Raw genomic sequence first — 26,000 nt, forward strand, 5'->3', positions numbered from 1 at the left:
ATTTACTAAGGTTTTAGCTTTAGTTTTACCCCACCCTAACCATCACTGCGATTAAGTAGGTAATCTTTGGGATTTAAGAAGAAATTCGACTTGTGTGTACACGGTACCCTTAGTAAGGGAGGACGGCGTAGCCAGGGGTAAATATATGCAGCTTTACAAAGAAACGGTATAAGAACTAGCACAAATGGCTAGCAGTGTATCTCTAGAACATTGCTTTTCTTGAGTGTTTATCTTTAGGTATAAAATAATAAAGAAAAAAATCTGGTGAATTCACTAAAAACTAAAAAACGAAGCGCAGAGTAAAAAGCTTGTCAAATTCAGAGGTTAATCGTGTTTATCGACTACATCACACTCATGTTGATCAATATGGTAGCTGGGTTATTTCTACTCGCTGACTATGTGTATCGTGGTATAGATAATTCTAACCAAAAACCGTGGATTCCGGGATTTGGAATTACTGGGGCGATCGCCTTAACAACTGGTTTACACATGAGCTTCACCTGGCCAGTCATCGGTAGCTTCAATATTGCCTTCGGTGAAACAAGTGTCTTATTTGGAATCTTGTTTATTGCAGCAGCGCTCGCCCTGGCTCAAGGTTGGGATTTATTGACAATAGCAATTTACGGCTTTTTTGCTGGTGTAGTTGCGATCGTAGTGGGTATCCGGATCATCAACTTGAATTTGACAAAGCAACCGCTTTTATCAGGAATCGGCTTTATATTAACTGGGTTAGGTGGTATTTTTGCAGCACCAACTCTTTATTGGAAAACCAACCGAACTTGGCGGCTAATTGGCGTAGCAGTGCTGATAGTAGCCGCTCTAATTTGGGCATTGACTGGATATTTATCTTACTGGAATCATTTAGAGAGTTTCCAAAAGTGGGTTCCTGCGCCGATGCGGTAAGCAATGATCTAGGCTAGAGACATAGTGAAAACCTTGCTTAAGATCAATATGCTGGACTTTCTTAATCCCCTTTTAAATCGCCATCCAGAGCGAGTCAAAGCCAACGTCGAACTTTACACCTGGCAAACTTGTCCTTACTGCATTCGTGCCAAAATACTGCTGTGGTGGAAAGGTGTAAATTTTACTGAATACAAAATCGACGGTGACGAAGCAGCCAGAGCTAAAATGGCAGAACGCGCCAAAGGTCGCCGTACCGTACCACAAATTTTTATCAATAACCAGCACATTGGCGGCTGCGATGACCTCTATCAATTAGACACACAAAGTCAACTCGATCCCCTTTTAGCCCAAGCCGCTATTTAGAAATCAAATTAGCCCCCAACAATTTCTTTGGTGATGTGATGTTGGGCAATTTTGGATTTTAAATTGCTCGGTGAGCAAGTTCGTAGTAAGGACTTTAGTCCTTAATTTTCTAAGCACTAAAGTGCTTACTACAAACTTTTCATTACTAGCTTAGACATTGTGCCAATAAATAGTGCTGAGTTCCGAGTGCTGAGTGCTGAGTTGAAAGACCACGCCACTTGCGGGTGGGGTATCAACCTCCTCCTGAAAAAAAGATTCCGCGCCACTTGCGGGCGGGGCTAAAACCCAAGTACATCAGTACCGAGTACTTTTTCTTCACTCAGAACTCAGCACTCAGTACTGAGTTGGTAAACTGTACTGCAAGTTTGCCCACCTTTAGGGCAAGGAATATCGAATTGATAAGAATATGCTAACTAAGTATACAGAATATCTTATACATCAACAATGGATGAGTTATGCCTTAGAATTAGCAAAAACAGCAGGTGATGCAGGTGAAATCCCTGTAGGTGCTGTTATCATTGATTCGACAGGCAAATTGCTAGCGCAAGGAGAAAACAGAAAAGAGCGCGACAAAGATCCCACCGCTCATGCGGAAATTCTCGCTCTCAAGACAGCGGCAACAAGTTTACAAAATTGGCATCTTAATGAATGCACCCTCTATGTAACTCTCGAACCTTGCCCGATGTGTGCAGGTGCGATCGTCCAATCACGATTAGGATTACTTGTATATGGAGTAGACGATACAAAAACTGGCGCAATTCGTACAGTTATTAACATCCCCGATAGCGCTGCTTCTAATCACCGCTTACAGGTAATCGGAGGCATACTAGAGTCAGCTTGTCGTCAGCAATTACAGATTTGGTTTGCTACTAAGCGGCGTCAGGTAAAATAACGGACAGAGGTAAAACTGTCCATCTAGTACGACACAAGTCACACAAGAGAATCTACGGTGTAACTAATCAGGCATCTTGTTAAATTTTACCCGTCAATCAGCTACATCCGTCATGATGGAATTTTACTCTTCATCCGATACCTGCCAGCAAACCCCGACAAATCCTCAGGTAGATAGCACTACCTCAAGGGTTTCTCCTTGGTTAAGTCCTCTGGCATATTTATTAGGGCGTCACTGCCTATTACCATTATTCTTTGGACAAATTAGAATAACCGGACAAAAAAATATCCCTAGAACTGGGCCTGTGATCCTTGCGCCTACCCATAGGGCGCGTTGGGATGCATTGCTCGTACCTTACGCTACCTCTGATTGTCGCAGAGAACAAGACCTGCGGTTTATGGTGACTATTGACGAATGCCAAGGTTTGCAAGGCTGGTTTGTCCAACGTTTGGGGGGGTTTCCTGTAAATTCTAAGCATCCGTCAATCCGCACGCTGCGACATGGAGTAGAGCTACTTCAGCAGCATAAAACCTTGGTGATTTTTCCAGAAGGTAACATTTTTCGTGATGGCCAAGTTCACCAATTGAAGCCAGGAATTGCTCGTCTTGCTTTGAGTGCTGAATCTAGTCATTCCGGGCTAGGAGTGAAAATTATACCCATAGGCATTAACTACAGCCAACCTTATCCCAATTGGGGTACAGATGTAAGTATTGACATTGGCTCTCCAATCAAAGTCGCGGATTACATGAATGGCTCTATAAAACAAGATGCCAAAAGCATTACAACTGATTTAGCAAAGGCACTGCAACAGTTAAGTCATCAAGAAACAAAAATTACTAACCACGCATTTGCAGAAATTACTAATTCTTGATATAGTCAAACCTGATAATTATTGACCGTGCATAATTTAGAAACTGCACCTTTTCAATATTTGACACTAATTGCTAACTGCTATATTCATCCTAAGTAAGTCACAAAAGATTAGTGGTGTTTTGCAACCTTTGAGTATGTATATATATAGATTACCCTCTATTAATGATATATTCAGCCAAATTGGCATTTTTTTGCAATAGCTAATTAATTGCCTGCAAACTACTGAATAGCTTGATGATAAATATTTTCACTATTTAGTCAGACAGTTAAGTAAAAAGTTGGGAAGCGCGGACTGAGGATATCGCTATTCTGAACTAGTACAGTACCGCGTAAATAAACCACCCATTCAAAACCAATGAAATGCTTACGCTGTATTAATTTTGAATTTTGAATTTTGAATTTTGAATTCCGCCTTGCGGTACTAGTTTGGTGCGATGCCTACGGTTTTTGCTAACCTACGCAAATACTTCAAGCAGTGCTTTGGGAAAATTATCCTGCCAAATATTCTAGTTAAGCTGAGATAATTATTGGGGAAGAAAGTCGGTAGTCAGACAGATGGTAACGCACTCCACCGTAGGTATCACTGATCGCGGCGATATAAGTTAGTTGGTATACAGGGGTAATGGGAACTCTATTAAACTGATTTTTAGTCTAAATCAGAGATACTTAGGATGTAACTTTGCTTTGTCCAAGACCAAAACAGAGTTAAGATACCCGAAGTTTCCGTAACTCTTTTATATAGTTGTCGCACTAATTGATCCCATGAACACTGCTGTCGCTGTTACCTTGATGCACCATACTGTTTTATCAGTTATAGCAGTCCTCAGCCTGCTATCACCTGTGAATGCTCAGGTATCACAGTCACCAGGCACTACCAGCCAACCACAACTCATTGATCCCAACGCTCCTAATAATCTCCGCCCCATAACCGAAAGTAACAGCCTTTTGAGCATTGCAGGTGGCGATCGCTTAGTAAAAGATGCAGAACAAGCCGTTTCTGCTCAAAACTACCCCTTAGCTGCCAAGAAACTGCAAGAAGCACGTCAAGTTTATAATCAGCTATCTAATTTTTATCAAGAGTTAAATTCTAGCTTTTCGGGAATTGACAACAGAGTTTCTGATTCTCAGCGTCAAAAAGCTCTATTAACAGCCCAAAAGCGAGATGAAGCTACTTTTCAGCTAGCATTGGTACATCGGGCACAAAATCAGCCAGAATTAGCTGTACCATTGTTGATTCAAATAATTAAGAGTCAAAACCCAACGCGGGATTTAGGCAAAAAAGCCTATAAACAGTTGTTTGAGTTGGGTTTTGTTGATTCTCCCTATCCCAGAGAAGGTGGTAATTCATCCTCCTCATCTCCAAAAAAATAAATTAAATTTTTGTTACCTCTTTTTACCTACATTTTCCTAAGCAGTTGCTTGGGAACGCCCCAGTGCTAGGATAGAGCTATCTGCCGTAACCTTGACCCAGCGTTCTCAAGCAATACACCCCAGAGGTGCCTTTGTCTACAGCCTTGCCAAAGCCTGAAGTTGGCACAGGCATTTGCTCTATATCTGTTAATAATAGAAAAGTAAGTTTTTTCAGGAATTGCGATGATTAGTCCGCAACAGGTTGAGGAAATGATCAAGGCGGAACTGCCAGACGCACAGGTTCAGGTGCAAGACTTGACTGGGGGCGGCGACCACTATCAGGTGACAGTAGTTTCATCGCACTTTGCAGGTAAAGGACTAGTGCAACAGCACCAGTTAGTTTATGGTGCGTTGGGTCAAGCTATGTCAACTGAAGCGATTCATGCCTTGGCGGTGAAAACATACACTCCCGAAGCTTGGCAAGCAACAGCAGCTTCGTAAATAAGAGTTAGAAGTTAGGAGTTATGAATTTTGACTCCTCACTCCTCACTCCTCACTGTTGAATCCAACATAGGAAACATAAATACCATGACACCAGAACTCAAAGACAAAATTGATAGCTTGGTACAAGAAAACAAGATTTTAGTTTTCATGAAGGGAAACAAGTTAATGCCCCAATGTGGTTTCTCCAACAATGTTGTGCAGATTCTCAATACCTTGGGAGTTCCCTTTGAGACGGTTGACGTTCTATCAGACCCGGAAATTCGTCAAGGTATTAAAGAATACTCTAGCTGGCCCACAATTCCCCAAGTGTATCTCAATGGTGAATTCCTTGGCGGTTCTGACATCTTAATTGAACTGTACCAAAAAGGTGAATTGCAGCAAAAGGTAGAAGTAGCATTAGCTTCTTAATCTTTCTTTACGCAAATTAAAGGATATGCTGCTGAATTTGCCCTTCGCAATCAAGGCAATGTGCCGTTTTTAATATCCTTGAAAGAAAGGAGAGACACTATATTCTCTCCCCTTTCAAGGGTTTTTTAATCGGTTTCTCACAAAAATACTCTTTGTTGGACTTAATTTTATAGCTAGCCAACAATCCCCTCAGTCGCATTGGCAAAACCAATATAGGACTAAGGGGATGCGTTTAATCAATACAATAAATATCTCCAAAATTTCACACCACGACAACCCGTTGACCAATACAGATAATATGCTATAATTATCTGCGGTAATTAACGGTTACTATCAATGACCAGGTAAATGGTACTTAGTAGTAATCGGGTTGTGGCTGTGGTTGCGGGACTGCAAAGTTCGATCCATCGTACAAGTAGCGGCTGGCTTCCTCTTCTAGGCGATGAATCAGAAAAGGTTCAATGACGTTGCTATGTCGCAGTGCGGCTAGATATCCATCCAAATACATCCGCATATCATCTGTGCGATAACCGCGATTCCATAGCTCGACGAAGGCGTCGGTGAGTCTTTGGTAATAGCGGATGGTTTGTGTGTCTTGGAGCATAACTGCTGTATTAATCTCTTTGGAATGAGAATTGTAAATGATTCACGCTCAAATGTGAACTGTAATTTCACTTTGGCATTAACTCAAAGTCAACACATCTACTTTGGGTAATACCCTCATAGCAGCTACAAGCTTCTTTAATCCTATTCCAGAAAACATCGATTCTAGTTAGCTGTTGAGTTATTTTTTTGATTTTCACAATCAACAGCCCAATTGTATTGATGTTATATTCCTTGATAGAAGCACTAAAATTTTTGCGAAAAAATCGACTTTCACATCAGGTTGAAAAGCTGTTGTAGTAAGGTTAGCTGATTGGGTTCTAGATATTTGTCATATAACACCCATCTAAAAGCAAAATGTTAAGCTAAAAGAACTTTTCATAAGTCTAACAACACTTTCTAAAAATTTAATAAAAATTTAATAATATTTATAATCGGCTATTGGCAAGGCATAAAGGCATAAGTTAAAGATATTAACACTCATTTTATTAGGAAATGTAAAGTTAATCGCAATTGAAGTAACAAAGGCTACAAAACCTTAGAGATGGGCTTGTTACTTTGAAAGTCATCGACGCTAAGGGATCTTGCCACCGTGGGTTCGGTTTGTATAGAAATCATTGAGGGGAATCCTCATCTGAGATCGTTGTTGGGTTGGCACTTGCAACAACTGGAATACCGCGTGCATCAAGCTGCCAGTATTTATCAAGCAAGGGAAGTATTTTTAAGCCATCAACCAACACTGGTAGTTTTAGATGCAGACCTGCCTGATGGTGATGGTATTGAGTTTTGTCGTTGGTTGCATCGTCAGCAGCAGCCTCTAATCTTAATGCTATCTGCCCGTAATAGTGAAGCTGATATAGTCGCAGGTTTAAAGGCGGGTGCAGATGATTACCTGAGCAAACCTTTTGGAATGCAAGAGTTTTTGGCACGGGTAGAGGCACTGATTCGCCGGAAGCGCACACCTACGGCACCAGCTTATTTGGATTATGGCACTTTGCAAATCGATTTAGTTCAGCGTCGTGTCCGCTTTCAGGGGGAGTTTATTGATTTAACGCCCCAGGAATTCAGTCTGCTGTACGTTTTAGCACAAGCTGGAGGAGTACCTTTAAGTAGATCAGAATTGTTGCGTCGTGCTTGGCCTGACGCTATTGATAACCCTCGTACCATTGATACTCACGTTTTATCGCTGCGGAAAAAGGTTGAATTAGATCCCCGGCAACCCAATTTGATTCAAACTATCCGCAATGTTGGATACCGTTTTAACATGGAAATTTTGAATACCAATATTTCACAGTCACAGACAACAAAGTTAGCTAGAGAGAGATTTAATAATCAACGTTCAACACTTACTAGTAGTCAAGTGTGAATGGCGCATTGGGGTGAGGGGGAGTAAGAAAACGATTCCTGATTCCTGTCTCATCCAAAATTTAAAATCCAAAATCGTCCTGAGCTGCTGCTTGAATCAGGCTTTTTCGTAATTCAATCCAGTCTATCTCTGAGGCTGTTTGATTTGCGAATAAATGACCTTGTTGTAGGTGTAATAACCGAGTGCAAAACATCTGGGCTAGTTCCAGTTGGTGATTGACCATGAGAATCGTGGTTTGATGACTTTGACTCAACTGGGTTAAGACTTGCATTAGATGAATAGCCGTACCAGCATCTAGGGCAGAGGTTGGCTCGTCTAATAATAATATTTTAGGCTGGATGACTAAGGCACGAGCGATCGCTACTAGTTGTCGTTGTCCTGCAGAAAGTTGCACCTCTGTTCGCTCTAACCATTCATTGGGAATGTGCAGTTGGTCTGTCCAGTAATTGACTCGTTCCTGAATTGTCTGTTTGGGCAAACCACGCAAAACTAAAGGATAAGCCAAGGCTTGCCCAACTGTCATCCCCAACAGCTTTGATTCTTGCAATACAAGTACAAGCATCTGCCGTAGCTGGATAACGGGAATTTGGCGATATTCTTGATTTTCTAGATAGAGTTTACCACTCGTGGGTTCAATTAGGCGGTTGAGGAGGCGTAATAACGAAGTTTTACCAGCGCCTACTGGGCCTACAATGGCAATGCGATCGCTCTGGAATACCTCTAAGGAAATATCCTGCAATATGGGGTATCCCTGCTGATTGCTGGGAAGTTGGGTTTTCAGCTTTGTAAACAGATTAACTTGCTCTAGCCTGAGTGTGGCTTTTGCTGTATTCAAGGGGAGTGGGGAAATGAGGGAGATGAGGGAAATGAGGGAGATGAGGGAGAAATAACCAATGCCCCATGCCCCATGCCCAATTTTAAGTTAATTGTGCAGTAGTTAATGCTGTAGCGATCGCCCAGCCATCGACTAATAGTAGCAGCAGAGTGAATACTAGTAAAATCAGGTACATCCAGGGCTGCGCTAAAGGGCGAACATCTGTGGTGTCAATGCTCGTCTTTGCTTGGACAATTTGCACCAAACGGGCAAATCCAGCTATACGCATCGGTAGTAAATAAGCTTTTCCATCCTGGCTGAGGAAGTAATAAACTAGCCCTCCTTGACCAGTGGTGCGGGGTTTTAACTCTTTAACTTGTGACCAAGGTAAAGACCAGCCTTTACGAAAAAAGCGAGGCACCCAGGCGGGGTAAGTAACCTGAATTCCCTCGTCATCTACCGTTACTTGTTCAGTTAATACTGCGTACAAGGCAACTAAACCGATGCCAATCCCTATCCACAATAATTCTGGAGATACGGGTGCAGCTGTTACCTGCGATAAGAAGGGTAATGGGACTGTGAGTGCTATGTATAGACTCAGCAACGTTATCCGAATCAAAGGAGACAGACGAAAAACAGAAGCTGAGATATTGGCTGAGTTTGCTGTCACGGCTCAATTACAATGCTTTTCTTCATTGTAGGGTAGGTCTATCTCCCTGGTGGTTGGGGTGTGGTAGTTCACGGTAAATACTTTTGCACTACAATCCAACCAGTAAGGGACACCCAGGCAAATCCTATAAACAAAATAATATTGACGCCGATGTGTAAGGGTCTGGCCCAAGGTCGTCTGACACTAATTTGGGTCGCACTAAAAGCAGACAGTAGAACTAATGCTACCACTACCAACCCAGCGATTAGGTGTGACGAGTGACCTAAAGAGCCAAAGTGCCCGAAAGTGCCAACAATGCCGATCGCTAGCAGTAGTAGCACTAAACTTACCATACTGATGCCTATTGTATAGTGGAGCGATCGCACCTCTTTATTACCGCCGATAAATGGGGTAATAAAAGGGAATTGCTGCGAAGTTCTCGCCCGAAACATCCAAACGCCAGTAACTGCTAACATCAGATATGCCAGCAGGGATAATCCCATTGACCAGGCGGCTATTTTCCACAACCAAAGAAATGAAGGCAGATTCATAAGATTGATTGTAGATGAGATAGGGGATGAGGGGGATGAGGGAGAGCAGAGGAGCAGGGGAGCAGAGGAGAAGTTGCAGTAAGTTTTTCCCCCATGCCCAATGCCCAATAAATAACAAACAAAAAGGGCTGCTGAATTAGCAACCCTTAAATTTAGATAAAATTGTTTTTTTTAATCAACCGAGGCTAAACCAAGGATTTGCAAGGGTTTTGTAGTATCTCCGATTTTTGTATTAATTTGCTGCACCATTAATTTGGTATTAATAGGGTCTTTTCCATCTGATGAGTCTGTATCAAACTCATAAGTACTGGGTTCTTCGAGCATCAGGCGATCGCACGGAATCTTATCGGATAAAATTGCACTTGCCATCATCCCTGTATGAATCTCCACTTGACCTTTTCGCGGAGCTTCAAAAACTAAACGTTGTCCAGGGAAAACAACCCTTTCAAAGTACCAGTTGGGAATATTGGAGATGCGAGCTACCTGTATTTTGCTCGTGGCATTAATGTAGCAGCAGAGAATTTTTCCTGATTGCTCAGGTGGTAGAGGATCTAATATTTGAGCCATAACTGCTGAGGAGCTTTACGCCACAATTTTACATTACACTAGCCAAGCCTAGCACCCACTGATCCCCAGTTGCTGTAACTGCGAATACCAACTGAGTAGTTGTAGATTATTTCTGTCTAAAGATATATTTTTAGTTATGAAAATTTTGTAAATATTCACACCTTTTTCGGAATTATACACTATAGATAAAAGTTTTTGATATTTTTTTCTAGTATGAAAGTTTCAATTCTCTTAAAACAGATTGTTAGGGAATTGACATAACAACGATCCCCTTGCTTTTTGCATAGCGAGGAAGTGAGTTTTGCTGTTTCATCTATCCCAGGATTAATCGACGGGGATCATCGCTTAATGAATAAACTCAATGTTATGGTAAAGCTATATGAAAAAATGACTTCATAAAGCTCTCTATAGATTCTATGTATGTTTTATGCATAGAAATTTTAGCGTTTTCCGCAGTTGCTAACGGTAGTTTCTTCGGATTTACCAATAATCGGCTGAAATGTCAAGCACGATTGCGACCGATAAAACCAAATAAAACAAGCACATATTTTAAGACTGGATGTTTCTCTCGCTTTTTCCACAGATTGGCAAGATGGAAGTTAAAACACAGATGATAGAAAATCGAATTCTTTATGTTCGGCTTCCTTGTAACCCTATCTTTCCTATAGGGGTTGTCTACCTGAGCGATCATGTCCACAAGCAGTTTCCTAATATTGAACAGCGCATCTTTGATTTGGGAACGGTGCCACCTTTAGACTACAGTTCGGCTCTGGATCGTTGTATTGATGAATTTAAACCGACACTACTAGTATTTTCTTGGCGGGATATTCAAATTTATGCCCCAGTTGGCGGACGTGGTGGTAACCCGCTGCAAAATGCTTTTGAATTTTACTACGCTAAGAATCCTCTATTGAAACTACGCGGCGGATTAGGCGGTTTGCGAATATTCATCGCTTACTATGTAGAGTTGTGGCGCAACCAAAGCTTAATCAAACGCGGTTTAAAACGTGCCCAAAAATATAATTCTAATGCTCGTGTAGTTGTCGGTGGGGGTGCAGTCAGCGTATTTTACGAGCAACTGGGTAAAAGCTTACCCCAAGGGACAATTATTTCTGTGGGTGAAGGCGAAACCCTGCTGGAAAAACTTTTAAGTGGCAGAGATTTTCGAGATGAACGCTGTTACGTTGCCGGAGAAACTCAACCACGGAAACGGCTAATTCACGAACAACCTACCCCAATAGAAAAAACAGCTTGTAACTACGACTACATCGAAAGCATCTGGCCGGAATTTAACTATTACTTACAAGAGCAAGACTTTTATATAGGTGTACAAACTAAACGTGGTTGTCCCCACAACTGTTGTTATTGCGTCTACACCGTCGTCGAAGGCAAACAAGTACGCATCAACCCAGCAGATGAAGTCGTTGCTGAGATCCGCCAATTATACGATCACGGCATTCGCAACTTCTGGTTTACCGATGCCCAATTCATCCCCGCGAAAAAATTTATCGCCGATGCCATAGAACTATTGCAAAAAATCGTCGATTCTGGTATGACAGATATCCACTGGGCAGCATATATCAGAGCCGACAATTTGACACCCGAATTGTGTGACTTGATGGCGAAAACCGGGATGAACTATTTTGAAATCGGGATTACTAGTGGTTCTCAAGAACTTGTGCGGAAAATGCGGATGGGGTACAATCTGCGAACTGTCTTGCAAAACTGCCGTGACTTAAAAGCTGCTGGTTTCAACGACTTAGTTTCCGTCAACTACTCCTTTAACGTGATTGACGAACGTCCCGAAACCATCCGCCAAACCATCGCTTACCACCGCGAACTAGAACGGATTTTTGGCGCTGATAAAGTCGAACCTGCCATCTTCTTTATTGGACTACAACCCCATACCCATTTAGAAGAATACGCTTTCAAAGAAGGCATCCTCAAACCAGGGTACAATCCAATGAGTTTGATGCCGTGGACAGCCAAAAAACTTCTCTGGAATCCCGAACCCCTTGGTTCATTTTTCGGCGAAGTCTGCTTGCAAGCTTGGCAACAAAACCCCAACGACTTCGGACGCGAAGTTATGAAAATCTTAGAAGAAAAGCTGGGTTGTGCTGACTTAGAAGCAGCACTGACAGCACCATTAGAAACGAAAGAAAAACAGTTAGCAGGTGTATCCTAGTAAACACGAATTATAATTTTCCTCCTTTGTGTCCTCTGCGCCTCTGCGGTTATTTTTATCAAATCCCATGTTAGAAGGTTCAATCCTACAACAGCTAGAAACAGCCCATCGCCACACCACCAGGCCAATTCGATTCGGTGTTTACTACAAAAACACCTTAGTTGCCCTGTGCCACGCTCTCGAAGACCATATCTTAACCGATGACGGTACACCCTTAGTCATCACAGCCTTCCAACAGGGTAAATGGTATCTACAAGAAGCTGAACGATATGCAGACATCGCCCAGCGCAGCCGCCAAATTGCCATCATGGCTGCCTCTGAATCCGGCTTTGCTGAACATCCTACCAGCCAGCTACCCAATGTAGACTTAGTAAGATTAGATCCAAGCGATCCAGTAGCGCAAGAGTGGCATTTAATTATTTTATCGCCAAAATACACAGCAATGGTAATTTGTCAAGAATTATCAGAGGCTGATTATGGCAACGCTGGAGTACCGACATCAGACTTAGAGCGCAAATTTTATGGCTTGTGGACATTTGAGCCAGAGTTAGTGCAAGAGACAGCAGAAATAGCGATCGCTCACATCAGTAAATACAACCCAGAACTGGCACAAAAACTCACAGCCGATAAACAGCAAATTGTACCTTCAATGGACAGATCCCAAAATTTAGGTGCAGTTGTCTCTCGTGTAGTAGATTACCTCCAGACTGGGCAAGAGAATTTATCCATCCCCACAGCGCTTCAGAAACAAACCCTAGATCGCAACTTGGTTTCTAACGAAATCCAAGCCTTTTTGCGAATGGCGCAACTGATGGATATGGCAGATGTCAACAATCCAATGGCAGCTGCGGAAGTAGTAGTTCTTGCGGAAGCGATCGCCCAGCTTTTGGATCTTCCCGCATGGCAGATTAAAAGATTGCGGCTAGCGGCTTTGTTGCATCGCATAGATCCATTACAAAAAGCAGAAAGCGTTCTCACTGGTGGTATATCCATACGCTACCAAGAAGATGCCCCCAGTTCTCCCTTAACTTGCCCCTTAGTACCAGGGGCCCAGGTATTGCGAACTATGCCACGACTGCGAGCAGTTGCCCAAATTATTACTCATCAAACCGAGTGGTGGAATGGCACAGGGGAACCAGCAGGTTTAGCTGGAGATGAAATACCTCTAGAGTCGAGAATTTTGGCATTATTGGCAGACTTTCAGTTGCGACTCAATCAGCGAAAATCGTCAAATCAAAGCCAGGAGCAGATATGTACTCAAGCTTTAGATGAGTGCAGACAGCAACAATCTACCCGCTTTGACCCTAAACTTGTAGATACCCTAGCTTTATTAGTTATGGGTTTACAACAGGGACTTGACTTACCCTTGATGACACCCAAATTCAGCGCTGGCATCTGGATACTTGATTCCCAATGGGATAGCCACAGCAAGATAAGTGAGCAGATTGGTAGTTACTTTACATGAACATTGAAGCCATTAGATTAGGAAAACTCAAACAACTTCCAGGGGCAAATTTAGAAGACGAAGAACTCTCCCGACTGGATTTAAGCCGGATTAATCTTGCTGGTGCTACCCTTGTCGGCACTAATTTCGCGGCTTCCAAACTCGAAGGTGGACATTTGGAGGGGGCAAATTTGATGGGAGCCAACCTCCAAGAAACTGATTTGCGCGCGAACCTGATGGGAGCAAACCTGATGCAAGCAGATTTAACAGGCGCTGACTTGCGGGGTAGCAATTTGCGTGGCGCTAACTTGATGGGAGCTAGACTCAGTGATGTGTCATTGGTGGGTGCTTTCTTGAGTGGTGCTAATTTAATGAATGTGAACTTGCAAGGCGTTGACTTGCGCGGTGCTGATCTGCGCGGTGCAAACCTGACTGGAGCAAATCTCAAAGGTACAGACTTGAGTCGTGCCGATTTGCAAGGGGCATTGTTGAGTGAAGCAAACCTGGAAGAAGCTGACTTGCGGGGGGCGAATTTAGCAGGGGCGAATTTTTCAGGGGCGAATTTGCTTTGTGCAGAGTTAGAAGGTGCAAATTTAAACGGCGTTAATTTGAATAAAGCGTGTGTGGTGGGGACAGTTGTGGAAGCTGCGTTTTGAATAGGCGTTAATTTATACAGACTGCGATGAATAATATACTAGACTAGCAAGGAACACCACAATAATGCTGGTACAAATCCAGTTTTCGTCTACGGCTGCGAGTCGTTGAAACATCAAACCTTGAGGATGCCTTACCAAATCTGAAATGATGTTGGTGTCTAACAGGTATTGATAGGTCATTGGGCAGGATTAAAGCACAATTTCATCGATTAACAAGCTGTAAGTTGAACAGCTTATCTAAGCCCGTGGTGAAGAATAGACTAGCTTTCCACGGGAGGAGATTTGATGCTGCGTACTCTATTATCAATATATTCTTGTGGAAAAATTTGCCTTCCTAATACCAGCGCTTCTTGCCTTTCCTCATCTGTCATATAATCATCTCCTTTGAGTCCCCGTGGAGTACATCGAGGATCTCCTCCAGCATCCAAATATCGCTGACGTGCGATCGCAAATAATTCTAATATTCTTTGCGCTTGCTGCTGTTTAATGGTGTTAGATTGCGTCATCGTTTTATTCCCATCCGAAGGTCACTACTTCGCCGTTTTGTAATATCGTTGCCAAGGGTAAAACAGTGCTAGGAGTTTGAATATGCCAATACCCTGTGTCTTCATCATTTAATCTCCAAACAAGTAAATTTAGAGCTTCTAGGGCATTTATTACTAAGTATTGCTCTTCTATAGGTTCCACAAATGGTAAGTGTGTATGTAAGCCAGTGCTGATATTATCAGAGAGGCGATCGCTCAGTCCTTCTTCGCGTTAATATACTTTCGTTGTCTTATTGGGGCATTTTACTACACCGTTTATGTATTCTGGTCGAGAGGGTATACGACCATAAATTTCAACGTTTTTACAAACAATACTTAGGGTTTTCAGTTGTTTATCTCCAGTAATGGGAACAGCAAAGACTGCTCCAACATACGACTTAAGCTCAAAGCCCCACTTTCCATTACAATAGTCTTGAACGCCATAGCTATAAACAGCATCAGTAGTTGTCTTAGAGATAACGTCAGGATTTAAATCAGTATAGTAACGATAACAAATTTGTGTTCCGAAAATTGGTGGAAAGGAACCATATTTAGTTCCTGGTTCATCAGGAGGTTTAAAAAAGGTTTTGTGTTTGGAGAAGTAGCTCTGTTGCTCCCGAATCTTATATATAATATGTTTTTCTGCTTCTTTCTCAAGTCTTGATATCTTTTCATCCATTGCCTTATTTTCGTCTTCATTCTTACACCCACTAAAAAGTAAGTTTAGTGGAATAATTAGTACTAAAGCTGATACGATTAATATTTTTATTTCCATATATGAAGCGATCGCTCAGGTTGCTATCGTATCCACAAAGCTAGTATTTATAGGGTGGACAATGCCCACTACATACGGGCTTAAGATTTTACTATTTAGTCTTTAATCTAATCCCTCTTCTTGATATTTACTTTATCAATAAATAGCTTTTCAAATTTCATTTGCTTTTTTATAGAATTAAATTCATTAGGAAACTGTGTAAGCTCGCTATAAGAGGCTCCACGCCAAATAGTATGAGAATCGTAGATAACCTTCTGTAAATTAACATTTTTTAGAGAAGCACTGCTCAGGTTAGCTCCACTTAGATTAGTATTAACAAGATGACCGCCGCTCAGTAGAGCTGCTTCCAAATTAGCATTTATAAACTGTGTTTCTTGCAAGTTTGCACCTAAAAGTGAACTGTGATCTAGATTGGCATTTGTAAGGTTAGCTTCTTTGAGATTTGCATGATACAAGCTACTCAAACTTAAATTCGCACCTTGTAAATTTGCTTTTTTTAGATTAGCGTAATCTAGTTCTGCTGACTCTAAGAAAGCGCTATTTAAATTAGCTTTCTCTAAATTTACTTTATTGAGTTTTGCCCAGTTTAGTTTTGCATTAGTCAAATCAGCATCACTTAGATTAGCTTCGCTTAAATCCAAACTTGATAAGTCAGTTTGAATAAGTTTCGCTCCCTTCAATTTAGTTCCTTTTAATGAAGCCTCATAGGTAACATTACAGTAATCATCACCAATTTCTGATATACCCATTTTCCCTTTGTCGCCAACATCATCTCGCCATCTTAGTTCAGCTTTAGTTAAATCAGCCCCTTGTAGATTGGCTCCGTCTAATTTAGCATTAGTCAGTTCAGCTTCTCTTAAATCTGCTTCAGCTAAATCAGTATTTGTTAAATCAGCACCACCTAAATCACACTTGGGACATTTTTTAGTTGTTAGCAACTGCTTCACATGAGCCGGATTTGAAGTTTTTTTAGCCTGACAATCTTTACAACTAGAAAGAAAAGTAAGTAATAAAGCTGATACGATTAATACTTTTATTTTCATATATGACGCGATCGCTCAGTCCTTCCCCGTATCCACAAAGCTAGTACACTCATTAACAACACCCCCATCACTCCTTGTAGAGGATTATTATTTACACCAGTTACCCAATCAGGAACTTGACCAGAATATTTCACTAATTTACCCACATTAATAATGTAGTAACCCCATACGAAGCCACCATGCAGACCAATTGGTAAACCTAAGCGTCCCCTCCGCCAACGTTTTCCCCATACTTGCGTTAACCCCAGCAGTACTAAAGCTGGAAATTGCGGCAGTGTATGAATAATTGCCTCCAAGGGTTTAATAAAGTGCAATGTAGCAAACGCAATTGCATCTGTCCACAGTGCCACACGCGGACTGTAATCTCGTTGTAATTCATCTAGCAACCAGCCTCTGAATAACAATTCCTCAGCAAAACCGATGCCCAAGCCAACAAGTAAACCCTCTAAAATTACTTTCAGCAAAAAAACTTTCGGTTGTTGCCACACCAACCAACCCAACAAACTTTCTACCCCAAAAAGTATCAGAATATTAATTATCCCCATAGCCAAGCCACGCAGTAAATCTACACCGTTTTGCCGCGTGAATTCTAAGCCATAATGCTGCAGAATTTGGGGCTGCTGGTAGACATATTTACCCCATAATCTCAGAATAAAAATAAATACTGCATATAACAATACCAATGTCAATATACTTTCTAAATTTGAATCATGCACTAGTAAGTATATTGGTGTAGCCAATGGCAACCATAGCAACAATAAAGTCAAAATAAAAGCACCCAGCCTAATAGGGGCAGGGCGTTCAGCTAAACGGACAAGGTTTTTTTTCATACTAAGTTAAGTCATCAATCACTAGTCAATACTCCAAATTTTGACCAATGACCAATGACCAATGACTAATGACTATTCATCAGGTTCAATCGTGCTACTTAAACCGTGACTTTTCAATGTTTCGCAATAAAACTCAGCGTGTTCCAGGGCGCAAGCAATGACTAAAGCTAGCCCGTTAGTATGGGCTTCCATCATGATGCTCACAGCTTGGGGTTGGGTAAGGCTAGGTACAGTGGCTATTAGCGACTGTACAACATGCTCCATAGAGTTGTAGTCGTCGTTATGGAGCAAAACGCGATACCGAGGCGCGAGCTTGCGGGTTGTGGAAGGCTTTTCAATGGTTTCAACTGACACGGCTCTTTGCTCTTTTCTCGTTACTTCACTACAACAAAATCTCTGTTTTGCGATCGCTCAACAGTTATTTACCTATTCTATAGTATTTCTGCTCAGATACTATGCTAGGAAAACCTTTGGCTGCCAGGGATTGGTTGTATTAGTTTTGCGTAGCCACTTAGATAAGGCACACGTCTAAGACATGCCTGCCATAAGAGTGCTACCCTAATCTTACAGAAGCTTTTCTTAAAGTAGCGCATTTTCACTTTTAAGATTAAGCAAGTTGCAAGCAAAATAATCCTTGCCCCTGCCCAAGATGGACATGAGCCTAGATTTTCTTCAAGCGGGACAAATTGTGTCTCTAGAGTATGGCGACAGGAACCTGTATGCAGAAGTCATTCAATTTGTAGTTTCCCGCCAGCTATGCTGGGTGCGTCCTTTATTAATGGTTACTTTCATAGAAGAATCACCGCTAATTACCGATTTGCGAGATGCATCTGACTTACTTTGGCCTGCCAATTTATTTCGCCCAGCATTAGACACAGAAGTAATTACCTTCTTGAGCCAACTTTTAGCGAAAGAACCAAAAACTGAACCTGATTCAGTCGCAAAGCAGCAACTCAATCAGTTTATTCACCAACTTTGGCAAGCATATCAAGAGGGATTGGTGATTGGGGATTAGGGATTGGGCATCCCTTCTCTACGAGACGCTACGCGAACGGCAACTCTTGGAAACGCTACGCGTAGCAAGCTTTAAGAGCAGGGGTACGATCAGGGCAAGTGGGCATTGGGAATAGACAACATAGAGACTTCTTGAATAATTCTTCCTTGTCTTCCTTGTCCCCCTTATCTTCCCAGTCCCAGCGATGCACTGAACTGCCGAAGTGTCCCTAATTTCCAGTCTCTTCCTCAACTGTAGCGAATACCAGCATCTTTCATGCGTTGAATACTGGGAAATCCGATTGCTACATCCTTCGCACCCGAAATTTTTTCGTTCCTTGGTAAGGTGGATAATTGTGGTTAACAGCGTCGTCAATCGCCTCATGCATCACCTGAAGTATATGACTAGAAGTCAGTTTATCTGGATCGCCAGTAGCCATATTGATGATATCAACTCCCTTAGCAACGAGTTCATTCCGCTTGTGGACAAATTCAGCAAACAGATTGGGAGGAATTTTTTTAGGCATTTAGCGAACTGTATGAAGATTTACTACGAATGCACAATGTAGAGGTTCATTAGCACAGTTTACGCCACCTTAAGTATTTAAATAATCAACCTCATAGAAAAATACTAGCAATGATATCGCCCTTGTATCCCTCTGCTAAATTTAATTACGAATTACGTTAGAGAGTCCTCGTATCCTTACAGAGAAGCAAGCTACACACAACTTCTGTCTGCGACACGCTGTTCGCGTTCGTAGAGAGCGTCATTATGAATTATTTTAAAATAGGCTAGGAACCAACTGGATTCGCCCAGCATCCATCTCTGCCATTAATAATTCTAGGGCTTCGTAATCAACATCAGAAATGTAACCCAGTTCTGTCAGTTCTGAGTTTATTTCATTCTCTATCTCAGGAGTTAGTTTTTTAATGTCAAGAGCTTTTTCTACCAATTTACGAATAGCGTACTGAGTTCTCATAGAGTAATAATCCAACTGTAATATGGCACTAATCATCCCAGATCAGCCTCAGTATAAAGAGTGATCCAAATACTAACTTGCTAGTGATATATATCACAATTTAATTAGTTAGATAGATAATTCACTATGACTTTGCCGTATGCCATCAGCAACGCTAAAGTGGGAGATTTAACCTAACGTTAAGACTTGGCTAAATTAGCTTTAGTTATAGACTAAGCAAGGTTTATCAGCATAGTTACTGATAATTTGTCTGCTCTATGGCTGTCTATAGTTGATTGTTTTTGAAGTGACATAAAAAAAAAGTATATATAAACACATTTTAACCTGGAATTATAACAATCTTTAAACAGACATACTAAAGCAATAAAGATTTAGCAAAGAGAGCTAAGACGTATGGTCGATGCAACAAAATAGAGTTTATGTTCAAATAATCCTTAGCTTGACGCTTCAAAATTCTTAATAGGATGTAACTATGCAGGCAGTGCTTAACTATCCCAAGATTGCAGTTATTCGCCCCCAAGGGTGTTTAAATGCTGCAAACGCCTTGGAATTTGAACGAGATATGACTACAGCGTTGGCGCAAAATGGTATTTCCATCTTGGTAGTAGACCTCGCAGCAGTAGAATCGTTAGACAGCGCGGGGTTGATGGCATTGTTATCTACACACAAGCAGGCTCTTACTTTAGGAAGAAGTTGCCGACTTTGTGCTGTTGCTCCACAAATTAGAATTATTTTTGAACTAACGCAACTCGATAGGGTATTTGAAATATTAGATGCTGAAGCTGAGTTGGCCCAAACATAACTTTATATAAAAGCACAAAGGTTTGGGCAATAAGTAGAGTTTTTGTAAAGGAGTTGTAAGTTACAACGATAAATTCTGTTATAAGACCTAATTCAATGCTAAGGTTGGGATTGGGTAGCTGTAATTAAGGTAGCTAGAAGATAGCACAGTGGTTGTTGCAGTTGAAAGATTAATAACGTCGGATATTTTAAAACCAGCCCGTTACCTGGGTAACGAGCTGTCAGCAGTACACAAACCTTGGGATACGACAGCAATACATTGGGTTTTAACTTACCCAGAAGTATATGAAGTCGGTGCATCTAATTTAGGGCACATCATCCTTTATAACATCTTGAATGCGCAACCGCGTCAATTGTGCGATCGCGCCTACCTCCCAGGAAAAGACCTGGCAGCCAAACTACGCGAAACTAATACGCCATTGTTTGCGGTAGAGTCAAAGCGATCGCTGACAGAATTCGACATTTTAGGCTTTAGCCTCAGTTACGAACTGGGTGCAACTAACATCCTCGAAATGTTGGATTTGGCTGGAATTCCATTGACGTGGCGAGAAAGGCAAAAAGCAGGGAAAGTAATGGGAGATGAGGAAGTAACGGGAGATGAGGAAGCAATACCACCCTCATCCTCCTCATCTCCTTTTCCGTTGATTTTTGCTGGTGGGCAAACAGCGACATCGAATCCTGAGCCTTATGCTGACTTCTTCGACTTTTTCGCCCTTGGAGATGGAGAAGAACTACTGCCAGAAATTGGTTTGGTGTTGGAAGAAGGCAAACAAGCAGGATTGAGTCGGGAACATCTGTTACTTGATTTGGCACAGATACCTGGCGTATATGTCCCTCAGTTTTACGATATGGCAGAGAATGGCTCAGTTCATCCTCGTCGCCCAGACGTGCCAAAACGAATTCTGCGACGGGTTGCAACTCCCATACCAGCATATTCCATTGGTCTAGTTCCCTATGTAGAAACGGTGCATGACCGCTTGAGTATTGAGATTCGGCGTGGTTGCACTCGTGGCTGTCGCTTCTGTCAACCAGGAATGCTAACTCGACCAGCACGGGATGTAGAACCCGATCGGGTTGTAGAAGCAATTGAACAAGGTATGCGGGCAACTGGTTACAATGAGTTTTCCCTCCTATCTCTGAGTTGTTCTGATTATTTGTCCCTACCAGCAGTGGGGATGGAAATCAAAAATCGCTTAAAAAATGAAAATATTTCTCTGACTCTACCAAGTCAACGGGTAGACAGATTTGATGAGAATATTGCCAATATCCTGGGAGGCACACGGCAAGGTGGACTAACTTTTGCTCCAGAAGCTGGTACTCAGCGGATGCGAGACATTGTGAATAAGGGGTTGACAAATGAAGAATTGTTGCGGGGAGTAAAAACCGCTTGGGAACAAGGCTGGGATAAAATAAAGTTGTATTTTATGATTGGCTTGCCGGGTGAAACGGATGCTGACGTTGTGGGCATTGCGGAAACGGTAAGCTGGCTACAGCGAGAATGTCGAGGTAAGGGAAGAAAACCCCTAAACTTTAACCTGACAATTTCTAACTTTACGCCCAAACCCCATACACCATTCCAGTGGCACTCAGTTTCTACCGCTGAATTTAAGCGAAAACAAAACCTGTTGCGGCAAGAATTCCGCCGAATAAAGGCAGTGAAGGTAAATTTTACCGATGTCCGCATTTCGGCAATGGAAGATTTTGTGGGACGAGGCGATCGCAATTTGAGCAAAGTAGTCCGCCTTGCCTGGGAATTGGGTGCAGGTATGGATTCCTGGTATGAAAATTTAGATCGGGCTTTTAGCGCTTGGGGGTCTGCGATCGTCCAAGCCGATTTAGATTGGAAATACCGCCAAGTAGAAAATGGCGAATGGAATTTGTTTCACGCAGAGGAGCAGAGGAGCAGAGGAGCAGAGGAGAATACCCCACTCAGCACTCACTCCCTCGATATTCCCCTACCTTGGGATCATATTGATACCGGGATTGACAAAAAGTGGCTTCAAGAAGACTTGCAACGCGCTCTAGAAGCTGCAATTGTACCTGACTGCTCTTTTGAAGGTTGTTCTCACTGTGGTGTCTGTGGCACCGACTTTGGGCATAACGTGGTGATTGAATCACCTGCTATCCCAAAATTTGCTGGCGAGTTTGTCCCCAACACAACTAAGGCGCAAAGACTGCGAGTTTGGTTTGGAAAACAAGGTAATATGGCTTTGATCAGCCATCTCGATTTAATCCGTCTGTTTGACCGAGTTGTACGGCGAGCAGGTTTACCAATTGCTTTTACTGGTGGGTTTCACCCAATGCCACGGATTTCTCTAGCAACTGCTTTGGCTCTAGGGGCTACTAGCAGCGGTGAAATTGCAGATTTTGAGTTAACAGTGCCAGTGGAAGTTGATACTTTCCGAGAACAGTTAGCTTGTGAAATGCCCACAGACATACCTATATATAATGTAGAGCAGATAGATTTAAAAGCTAGTGCCGCTACCCAACTGCTAGAGTCCGCAGAGTATTTAATTACTGTAGCAGCACTTGCAGAAACAACACCCATACAATGGCAAAACTGGATTGATACAATCAAAGCAAAAGAGGAACTTTGGTACGAGCAAATAACTAAATCAGGCAAAAGCCAGTTAATAAATCTGCGCGATCGCTTATTTGAACTGGAGTTAGTAGAAAACTACAACTGCGTTGCAGAATCTATGTCATCTGTAATCCGTTATCTAGGTAGCTATCGCCAGGACGGTTTGCTGTTGCGTCCCGAACAAATCCTGTTTATGCTAGGGATGGTGGCTGGTGTAGAATTTCAACTCCTGCACATCCACCGCAATCGGCTAATTTTAGGGGTATAATCCCTATAGGGCAACTTGCTAGTATTTGTCCTAAGATGGCAGTTTGCAGGAATTGATTTTTAGCAAGGTTGCGTTAGAATAGGGTGAAGAGAAATTTTCTGGCGCTGCATTGAATTAGCTGGTTCACTACCCTGGTATTCTGGGGGCGAAAGCAAAGATATTAGAGTGCAACTTCTAGGATTTTATCCTAGACAAATCAAAAAGTAGATTAAAGAATGCACACTCTCTCTATAGCTACCCTGTGAATCAGTAACTAACAGCAGGCTCGGTTAGCTTCTCTAAATCCATGCTTTTAAACAACTGCTGAATGTCTAATCCAGGTAGTGCCCAAGAGCTAGTGCATTACTTTTTTAGAGTTAAAGCAACCGCTGTCGGTTATGCCGACTTGTAGACGTATACGAGACGCGCAAAGCGCTGCTTGTCTTAGGCTAGAGCGGCTCAAGACAGGTTAGCAACTGGCGCAGCTGAGTATAGCCCTAAGATAAATCCGGGGAATGGAAAATAGAAATAGTTTCTTTTTCTTAACGAATTCAGTAGGTTACTCTCAAATAAAGCATCCTGAGTTAAAATGCCCACTCAGGATTTAGAACTTTCAACTCAGAACTCTCTTGATTGAGGGTATTGCATCACAAATCAACCACGGACGGTTGATTTAATTGCTTAAACGATATGTAGCAGTTCAGGAATAATCAGCCGTAAAAACGCTCTTAAGAGCGCCAATAGCTATTTAACTTAGAAGCTCAGATTTGCGATTTTTATTATCAGTAGCGCCTTTTGAGGGTTGCGAGGGCAGCGAAAGTATAATATCAAACCGAGAAAACACTAGTAATTAAAACTAACGCCAAGACGCAAGTAGTTTTGAATTATTAAGTAATTAACCGGACTTGATACAACAAACCTCAAACCTGTAAGTGCTGCCAATTTTTGAGGAAATTGAATGCCAAAACAAATTATTATCGCGGAGCAGCACCAAATTGCTGCGGTTTTTTCTGAAGATCAAATACAGGAACTCGTTGTTGCTACGGGTCATCATCAAATAGGTGATATCTACTTAGGAGTAGTAGAAAACGTATTACCTGGGATAGATGCGGCTTTTGTCAATATTGGTGACCCAGAGCGCAACGGTTTTATTCATGTTACCGACTTGGGGCCATTGAAGCTGAAGCGTACCGCTGCGGCAATTACAGAACTATTAGCACCACAACAGAAAGTTTTGGTGCAAGTAATGAAAGAGCCAACGGGGACAAAAGGACCCAGGCTCACGGGTAATATTACCTTACCTGGACGCTACGTAGTACTGATGCCCTACGGTCGGGGCGTCAATTTATCCCGACGGATTAAAAGTGAAAGTGAGCGCAACCGCTTGCGAGCGCTGGCGATTTTGGTCAAACCGGCGGGAATGGGTTTGCTTGTGCGTACAGAAGCAGAAGGCAAACCCGAAGAAGCGATTATGGAAGATTTGGAATTGCTGCAAAAGCAATGGGAGGCTATCCAGCAGGAAGCGCATTCCACCCGTGCTCCAGCACTGCTCAACCGAGACGATGACTTTATCCAGCGCGTATTGCGGGATATGTACGGCGCGGATGTCAATCGGATTGTCGTGGATTCCAGCACTGGTTTAAAGCGCGTCAAACAGTACTTGCAGAATTGGAGTGGCGGTCAAACACCGCAGGGATTGTTGATTGACCATCATCGCGATCGCTCCCCAATTTTAGAGTACTTCCGCATCACTGCTGCGATTCGAGAAGCCCTGAAACCGAGAGTAGACCTACCTTCTGGTGGTTACATTATCATCGAGCCAACGGAGGCATTAACCGTAATCGATGTTAACTCAGGTTCCTTCACGCGATCGGCAACTGCTAGAGAAACAGTTTTGTGGACAAACTGCGAAGCAGCAACAGAAATTGCTCGCCAGTTGCGTCTGCGAAATATCGCTGGCGTGATCGTCGTTGATTTTATCGATATGGAATCGCGACGTGACCAACTGCAAGTTCTCGAACACTTTAATAAAGCACTCAAAGCAGACAAAGCTCGTCCCCAGATTGCCCAACTTACCGAACTAGGTCTAGTAGAATTGACCCGCAAACGTCAGGGTCAAAATATTTATGAATTGTTTGGTGAAACTTGCCCCACCTGTGGCGGTTTAGGACATACCGTGCGTCTGCCTGGAGAACTCGAAAACCGATTACCGATACCGGCAGAGACACCAGAGCGCGAGCGTTTTGTATCCTTGCCTCACCGAGAACCACGTCAGCCATCTGCCCGCATCCCAGAACCACGAGAAACCTATGATGGATTTGGGGAAGCATTTGACGGCGACTCGGAATTGAGCAACCTCAATCTGATCAATCATCCTAGTTATCAAGAACTTAATGATAAGCGCCGTACCCGCACTCGCCGCAGTCGAATTGGTGTCAATGGATTAAACGGGAAAGATGAAGCTCGGATTGTTCCCAATCCTCTGGCTTTTGTTAATGAGCCAGACTTAGACCTTGATATGGAACCAGAACTAGGAGTTGCGCCAGAAATTCCTTCACCCACCCTTGGTAAACCAGGCTGGAGTGAAAGAGTAGAGCGCACTAAAATTATCAAGGCAGAACCAGTTAAGCCAGTGGTAGAACCACCGGAGATTAGAACTGTAGAAATGAGCCTCCAAGAACAGGATATATTTGCCTTGATGGGAATATCTCCCTTGGTGAAGTTAGAGCAAGAGGTTAAAAATACCAAATCTGTGATTATTAATGTGATTCAGCCCGGTCAACAGCCAACGACCCCAATTGAATCAACCTCAGAATCAACTATTGTCCAAAAAGCAACACCTGAAATAATCACTATTGCCCAAAAGGCAACACCTGAAATAACTGCAAGCAAAATACCGACACCAAAAGTTATTGAGCCAGAACAAAAATCTTTGAGCGAAGAGACAACTGAACCATCGGAGTTGACTATGAATCCTTCGGGACGCTTGTCTGCGAAAACCGCCGCGAACGAGATCGCAGATGAAAGCGAAGCTAATAGCAGCGCCACTGCCAGCCGCCGTCGCCGCCGCCGTTCCTCTGCGATTGAGGATAATTAAT

29 protein-coding genes are annotated in these 26,000 nt (G+C 42.5%); 15 read left to right on the forward strand and 14 right to left on the reverse strand.

Going from position 1 to position 26,000, the window contains the following annotated elements; genetic code table 11:
* The first annotated feature begins 330 nt into the window (after positions 1-330).
* From HWQ58_RS06780 to grxD, 7 genes are all read left to right on the forward strand, one after another.
* Entirely contained in the window at positions 331-903 is a 573-nt protein-coding gene (locus HWQ58_RS06780; protein ID WP_292859462.1) for a DUF981 family protein, read from the forward strand.
* 48 nt (positions 904-951) lie between these two features.
* A complete protein-coding gene (gene grxC, locus HWQ58_RS06785; protein ID WP_292859464.1) occupies positions 952-1,266 on the forward strand; it encodes a glutaredoxin 3 in 315 nt (104 codons plus the stop codon).
* Between the two features lie 406 nt (positions 1,267-1,672).
* On the forward strand, positions 1,673-2,158 hold the full coding sequence (tadA, locus tag HWQ58_RS06790; protein WP_292859467.1) for a tRNA adenosine(34) deaminase TadA: 486 nt from the start codon (positions 1,673-1,675) through the stop codon (positions 2,156-2,158).
* 112 nt (positions 2,159-2,270) lie between these two features.
* Positions 2,271-3,029 (forward strand): 1-acyl-sn-glycerol-3-phosphate acyltransferase, encoded by a 759-nt coding sequence (locus tag HWQ58_RS06795; RefSeq protein WP_292859932.1) that lies wholly within the window; start codon positions 2,271-2,273, stop codon positions 3,027-3,029.
* Positions 3,030-3,793: 764 nt separating this feature from the next.
* Positions 3,794-4,402, forward strand: coding sequence for a hypothetical protein (locus tag HWQ58_RS06800; RefSeq protein ID WP_292859470.1), 609 nt, complete (start codon positions 3,794-3,796; stop codon positions 4,400-4,402).
* 222 nt (positions 4,403-4,624) lie between these two features.
* On the forward strand, positions 4,625-4,882 hold the full coding sequence (locus tag HWQ58_RS06805) for a BolA family protein (protein WP_292859473.1): 258 nt from the start codon (positions 4,625-4,627) through the stop codon (positions 4,880-4,882).
* A gap of 87 nt (positions 4,883-4,969) precedes the next feature.
* A complete protein-coding gene (grxD, locus tag HWQ58_RS06810) occupies positions 4,970-5,293 on the forward strand; it encodes a Grx4 family monothiol glutaredoxin (RefSeq protein WP_292859475.1) in 324 nt (107 codons plus the stop codon).
* A gap of 355 nt (positions 5,294-5,648) precedes the next feature.
* Here grxD and HWQ58_RS06815 read toward each other — a convergent pair whose 3' ends face one another.
* Positions 5,649-5,897, reverse strand: coding sequence for a DUF6761 family protein (locus HWQ58_RS06815; protein WP_104907495.1), 249 nt, complete (start codon positions 5,895-5,897; stop codon positions 5,649-5,651).
* Between the two features lie 591 nt (positions 5,898-6,488).
* On the opposite strand from HWQ58_RS06815, the gene HWQ58_RS06820 reads away from it, so the two are divergent.
* Positions 6,489-7,262 (forward strand): response regulator transcription factor, encoded by a 774-nt coding sequence (locus tag HWQ58_RS06820; RefSeq protein WP_094349507.1) that lies wholly within the window; start codon positions 6,489-6,491, stop codon positions 7,260-7,262.
* Between the two features lie 61 nt (positions 7,263-7,323).
* Here the strand turns inward: HWQ58_RS06820 and HWQ58_RS06825 are convergent, their stop codons facing one another.
* From HWQ58_RS06825 to HWQ58_RS06840, 4 genes are all read right to left on the reverse strand, one after another.
* Positions 7,324-8,097, reverse strand: a complete 774-nt coding sequence (locus tag HWQ58_RS06825; protein ID WP_292859478.1) for an ATP-binding cassette domain-containing protein — start codon at positions 8,095-8,097, stop codon at positions 7,324-7,326.
* An 82-nt stretch (positions 8,098-8,179) separates the two neighbouring features.
* On the reverse strand, positions 8,180-8,746 hold the full coding sequence (locus HWQ58_RS06830) for a hypothetical protein (RefSeq protein ID WP_292859481.1): 567 nt from the start codon (positions 8,744-8,746) through the stop codon (positions 8,180-8,182).
* A 68-nt stretch (positions 8,747-8,814) separates the two neighbouring features.
* Complete coding sequence (locus HWQ58_RS06835) at positions 8,815-9,276, reverse strand: DUF4079 domain-containing protein (RefSeq protein WP_292859483.1); 462 nt, start codon at positions 9,274-9,276, stop codon at positions 8,815-8,817.
* Positions 9,277-9,447: 171 nt separating this feature from the next.
* Positions 9,448-9,843 (reverse strand): DUF1830 domain-containing protein, encoded by a 396-nt coding sequence (locus HWQ58_RS06840; RefSeq protein ID WP_292859485.1) that lies wholly within the window; start codon positions 9,841-9,843, stop codon positions 9,448-9,450.
* A gap of 592 nt (positions 9,844-10,435) precedes the next feature.
* Between HWQ58_RS06840 and HWQ58_RS06845 the strand changes: the two genes are divergently transcribed.
* The 3 genes from HWQ58_RS06845 (at position 10,436) to HWQ58_RS06855 (ending at position 14,128) form a co-directional block, all read left to right on the forward strand.
* Positions 10,436-12,028, forward strand: coding sequence for a photosystem II high light acclimation radical SAM protein (locus tag HWQ58_RS06845; RefSeq protein ID WP_292859488.1), 1,593 nt, complete (start codon positions 10,436-10,438; stop codon positions 12,026-12,028).
* A gap of 67 nt (positions 12,029-12,095) precedes the next feature.
* The gene (locus tag HWQ58_RS06850) at positions 12,096-13,493 is read left to right on the forward strand and encodes a DICT sensory domain-containing protein (RefSeq protein WP_292859491.1); all 1,398 of its coding nucleotides are present in this window, start codon (positions 12,096-12,098) and stop codon (positions 13,491-13,493) included.
* Entirely contained in the window at positions 13,490-14,128 is a 639-nt protein-coding gene (locus tag HWQ58_RS06855; protein WP_292859494.1) for a pentapeptide repeat-containing protein, read from the forward strand. The genes HWQ58_RS06850 and HWQ58_RS06855 overlap by 4 nt, the downstream gene beginning before the upstream one ends.
* A gap of 12 nt (positions 14,129-14,140) precedes the next feature.
* Here the strand turns inward: HWQ58_RS06855 and HWQ58_RS06860 are convergent, their stop codons facing one another.
* The 7 genes from HWQ58_RS06860 to clpS all read right to left on the reverse strand — a co-directional run bounded on the left by HWQ58_RS06860 (position 14,141) and on the right by clpS (position 17,654).
* The gene (locus HWQ58_RS06860) at positions 14,141-14,308 is read right to left on the reverse strand and encodes a virulence-associated protein VapC (protein WP_292859497.1); all 168 of its coding nucleotides are present in this window, start codon (positions 14,306-14,308) and stop codon (positions 14,141-14,143) included.
* An 80-nt stretch (positions 14,309-14,388) separates the two neighbouring features.
* Positions 14,389-14,634, reverse strand: a complete 246-nt coding sequence (locus HWQ58_RS06865; protein ID WP_292859499.1) for a hypothetical protein — start codon at positions 14,632-14,634, stop codon at positions 14,389-14,391.
* 4 nt (positions 14,635-14,638) lie between these two features.
* A complete protein-coding gene (locus tag HWQ58_RS06870) occupies positions 14,639-14,815 on the reverse strand; it encodes a hypothetical protein (protein WP_292859502.1) in 177 nt (58 codons plus the stop codon).
* A gap of 69 nt (positions 14,816-14,884) precedes the next feature.
* Positions 14,885-15,427 (reverse strand): hypothetical protein, encoded by a 543-nt coding sequence (locus HWQ58_RS06875; protein WP_292859505.1) that lies wholly within the window; start codon positions 15,425-15,427, stop codon positions 14,885-14,887.
* 107 nt (positions 15,428-15,534) lie between these two features.
* Positions 15,535-16,470, reverse strand: a complete 936-nt coding sequence (locus tag HWQ58_RS06880; protein ID WP_292859508.1) for a pentapeptide repeat-containing protein — start codon at positions 16,468-16,470, stop codon at positions 15,535-15,537.
* Positions 16,467-17,300, reverse strand: coding sequence for a type II CAAX endopeptidase family protein (locus HWQ58_RS06885; protein WP_292859510.1), 834 nt, complete (start codon positions 17,298-17,300; stop codon positions 16,467-16,469). Before HWQ58_RS06885 ends, HWQ58_RS06880 begins: the two co-directional genes overlap by 4 nt.
* A 72-nt stretch (positions 17,301-17,372) precedes the next feature.
* Positions 17,373-17,654: an ATP-dependent Clp protease adapter ClpS gene (clpS, locus tag HWQ58_RS06890; RefSeq protein ID WP_292859513.1), complete on the reverse strand. Its 282-nt coding sequence runs from the start codon at positions 17,652-17,654 to the stop codon at positions 17,373-17,375.
* 295 nt (positions 17,655-17,949) lie between these two features.
* On the opposite strand from clpS, the gene HWQ58_RS06895 reads away from it, so the two are divergent.
* A complete protein-coding gene (locus tag HWQ58_RS06895; RefSeq protein WP_292859516.1) occupies positions 17,950-18,315 on the forward strand; it encodes a hypothetical protein in 366 nt (121 codons plus the stop codon).
* A 283-nt stretch (positions 18,316-18,598) separates the two neighbouring features.
* On the opposite strand, the gene HWQ58_RS06900 is transcribed toward HWQ58_RS06895, so the two are convergent.
* Together HWQ58_RS06900 and HWQ58_RS06905 are read right to left on the reverse strand one after the other, a co-directional pair.
* A complete protein-coding gene (locus HWQ58_RS06900; RefSeq protein WP_292859519.1) occupies positions 18,599-18,820 on the reverse strand; it encodes a hypothetical protein in 222 nt (73 codons plus the stop codon).
* Positions 18,821-19,075: 255 nt separating this feature from the next.
* Positions 19,076-19,273 carry a hypothetical protein gene (locus HWQ58_RS06905; protein ID WP_292859522.1) on the reverse strand — a complete coding sequence of 66 codons (198 nt, stop codon included), beginning with the start codon at positions 19,271-19,273 and terminating at the stop codon, positions 19,076-19,078.
* Positions 19,274-19,745: 472 nt separating this feature from the next.
* Here HWQ58_RS06905 and HWQ58_RS06910 point away from each other — a divergent pair, with 472 nt between their 5' ends.
* From HWQ58_RS06910 to HWQ58_RS06920, 3 genes are all read left to right on the forward strand, one after another.
* Positions 19,746-20,075: an STAS domain-containing protein gene (locus tag HWQ58_RS06910; protein ID WP_292859525.1), complete on the forward strand. Its 330-nt coding sequence runs from the start codon at positions 19,746-19,748 to the stop codon at positions 20,073-20,075.
* A 148-nt stretch (positions 20,076-20,223) separates the two neighbouring features.
* On the forward strand, positions 20,224-22,923 hold the full coding sequence (locus HWQ58_RS06915) for a TIGR03936 family radical SAM-associated protein (RefSeq protein ID WP_292859528.1): 2,700 nt from the start codon (positions 20,224-20,226) through the stop codon (positions 22,921-22,923).
* Between the two features lie 937 nt (positions 22,924-23,860).
* Positions 23,861-25,999 carry an Rne/Rng family ribonuclease gene (locus HWQ58_RS06920; RefSeq protein WP_292859531.1) on the forward strand — a complete coding sequence of 713 codons (2,139 nt, stop codon included), beginning with the start codon at positions 23,861-23,863 and terminating at the stop codon, positions 25,997-25,999.
* Position 26,000: the final 1 nt, after the last annotated feature.

Source organism: Nostoc sp. LPT (assembly GCF_017115165.1).
Lineage (GTDB): Bacteria > Cyanobacteriota > Cyanobacteriia > Cyanobacteriales > Nostocaceae > Nostoc.

What these genes read in the sequence shown, in the direction of transcription:
- grxC (WP_292859464.1), top strand. Translation starts at nt 952, where the DNA reads ATGCTGGACTTTCTTAATCCCCTTTTAAATCGCCATCCAGAGCGAGTC.
- tadA (WP_292859467.1), top strand. Translation starts at nt 1,673, where the DNA reads ATGCTAACTAAGTATACAGAATATCTTATACATCAACAATGGATGAGT.
- HWQ58_RS06795 (WP_292859932.1), top strand. Translation starts at nt 2,271, where the DNA reads ATGATGGAATTTTACTCTTCATCCGATACCTGCCAGCAAACCCCGACA.
- HWQ58_RS06800 (WP_292859470.1), top strand. Translation starts at nt 3,794, where the DNA reads ATGAACACTGCTGTCGCTGTTACCTTGATGCACCATACTGTTTTATCA.
- HWQ58_RS06805 (WP_292859473.1), top strand. Translation starts at nt 4,625, where the DNA reads ATGATTAGTCCGCAACAGGTTGAGGAAATGATCAAGGCGGAACTGCCA.
- grxD (WP_292859475.1), top strand. Translation starts at nt 4,970, where the DNA reads ATGACACCAGAACTCAAAGACAAAATTGATAGCTTGGTACAAGAAAAC.
- HWQ58_RS06815 (WP_104907495.1), bottom strand. Translation starts at nt 5,897, where the DNA reads ATGCTCCAAGACACACAAACCATCCGCTATTACCAAAGACTCACCGAC.
- HWQ58_RS06835 (WP_292859483.1), bottom strand. Translation starts at nt 9,276, where the DNA reads ATGAATCTGCCTTCATTTCTTTGGTTGTGGAAAATAGCCGCCTGGTCA.
- HWQ58_RS06840 (WP_292859485.1), bottom strand. Translation starts at nt 9,843, where the DNA reads ATGGCTCAAATATTAGATCCTCTACCACCTGAGCAATCAGGAAAAATT.
- HWQ58_RS06845 (WP_292859488.1), top strand. Translation starts at nt 10,436, where the DNA reads ATGGAAGTTAAAACACAGATGATAGAAAATCGAATTCTTTATGTTCGG.
- HWQ58_RS06850 (WP_292859491.1), top strand. Translation starts at nt 12,096, where the DNA reads ATGTTAGAAGGTTCAATCCTACAACAGCTAGAAACAGCCCATCGCCAC.
- HWQ58_RS06855 (WP_292859494.1), top strand. Translation starts at nt 13,490, where the DNA reads ATGAACATTGAAGCCATTAGATTAGGAAAACTCAAACAACTTCCAGGG.
- HWQ58_RS06860 (WP_292859497.1), bottom strand. Translation starts at nt 14,308, where the DNA reads ATGACCTATCAATACCTGTTAGACACCAACATCATTTCAGATTTGGTA.
- HWQ58_RS06865 (WP_292859499.1), bottom strand. Translation starts at nt 14,634, where the DNA reads ATGACGCAATCTAACACCATTAAACAGCAGCAAGCGCAAAGAATATTA.
- HWQ58_RS06875 (WP_292859505.1), bottom strand. Translation starts at nt 15,427, where the DNA reads ATGGAAATAAAAATATTAATCGTATCAGCTTTAGTACTAATTATTCCA.
- HWQ58_RS06880 (WP_292859508.1), bottom strand. Translation starts at nt 16,470, where the DNA reads ATGAAAATAAAAGTATTAATCGTATCAGCTTTATTACTTACTTTTCTT.
- HWQ58_RS06885 (WP_292859510.1), bottom strand. Translation starts at nt 17,300, where the DNA reads ATGAAAAAAAACCTTGTCCGTTTAGCTGAACGCCCTGCCCCTATTAGG.
- HWQ58_RS06895 (WP_292859516.1), top strand. Translation starts at nt 17,950, where the DNA reads ATGGACATGAGCCTAGATTTTCTTCAAGCGGGACAAATTGTGTCTCTA.
- HWQ58_RS06900 (WP_292859519.1), bottom strand. Translation starts at nt 18,820, where the DNA reads ATGCCTAAAAAAATTCCTCCCAATCTGTTTGCTGAATTTGTCCACAAG.
- HWQ58_RS06905 (WP_292859522.1), bottom strand. Translation starts at nt 19,273, where the DNA reads ATGAGAACTCAGTACGCTATTCGTAAATTGGTAGAAAAAGCTCTTGAC.
- HWQ58_RS06910 (WP_292859525.1), top strand. Translation starts at nt 19,746, where the DNA reads ATGCAGGCAGTGCTTAACTATCCCAAGATTGCAGTTATTCGCCCCCAA.
- HWQ58_RS06920 (WP_292859531.1), top strand. Translation starts at nt 23,861, where the DNA reads ATGCCAAAACAAATTATTATCGCGGAGCAGCACCAAATTGCTGCGGTT.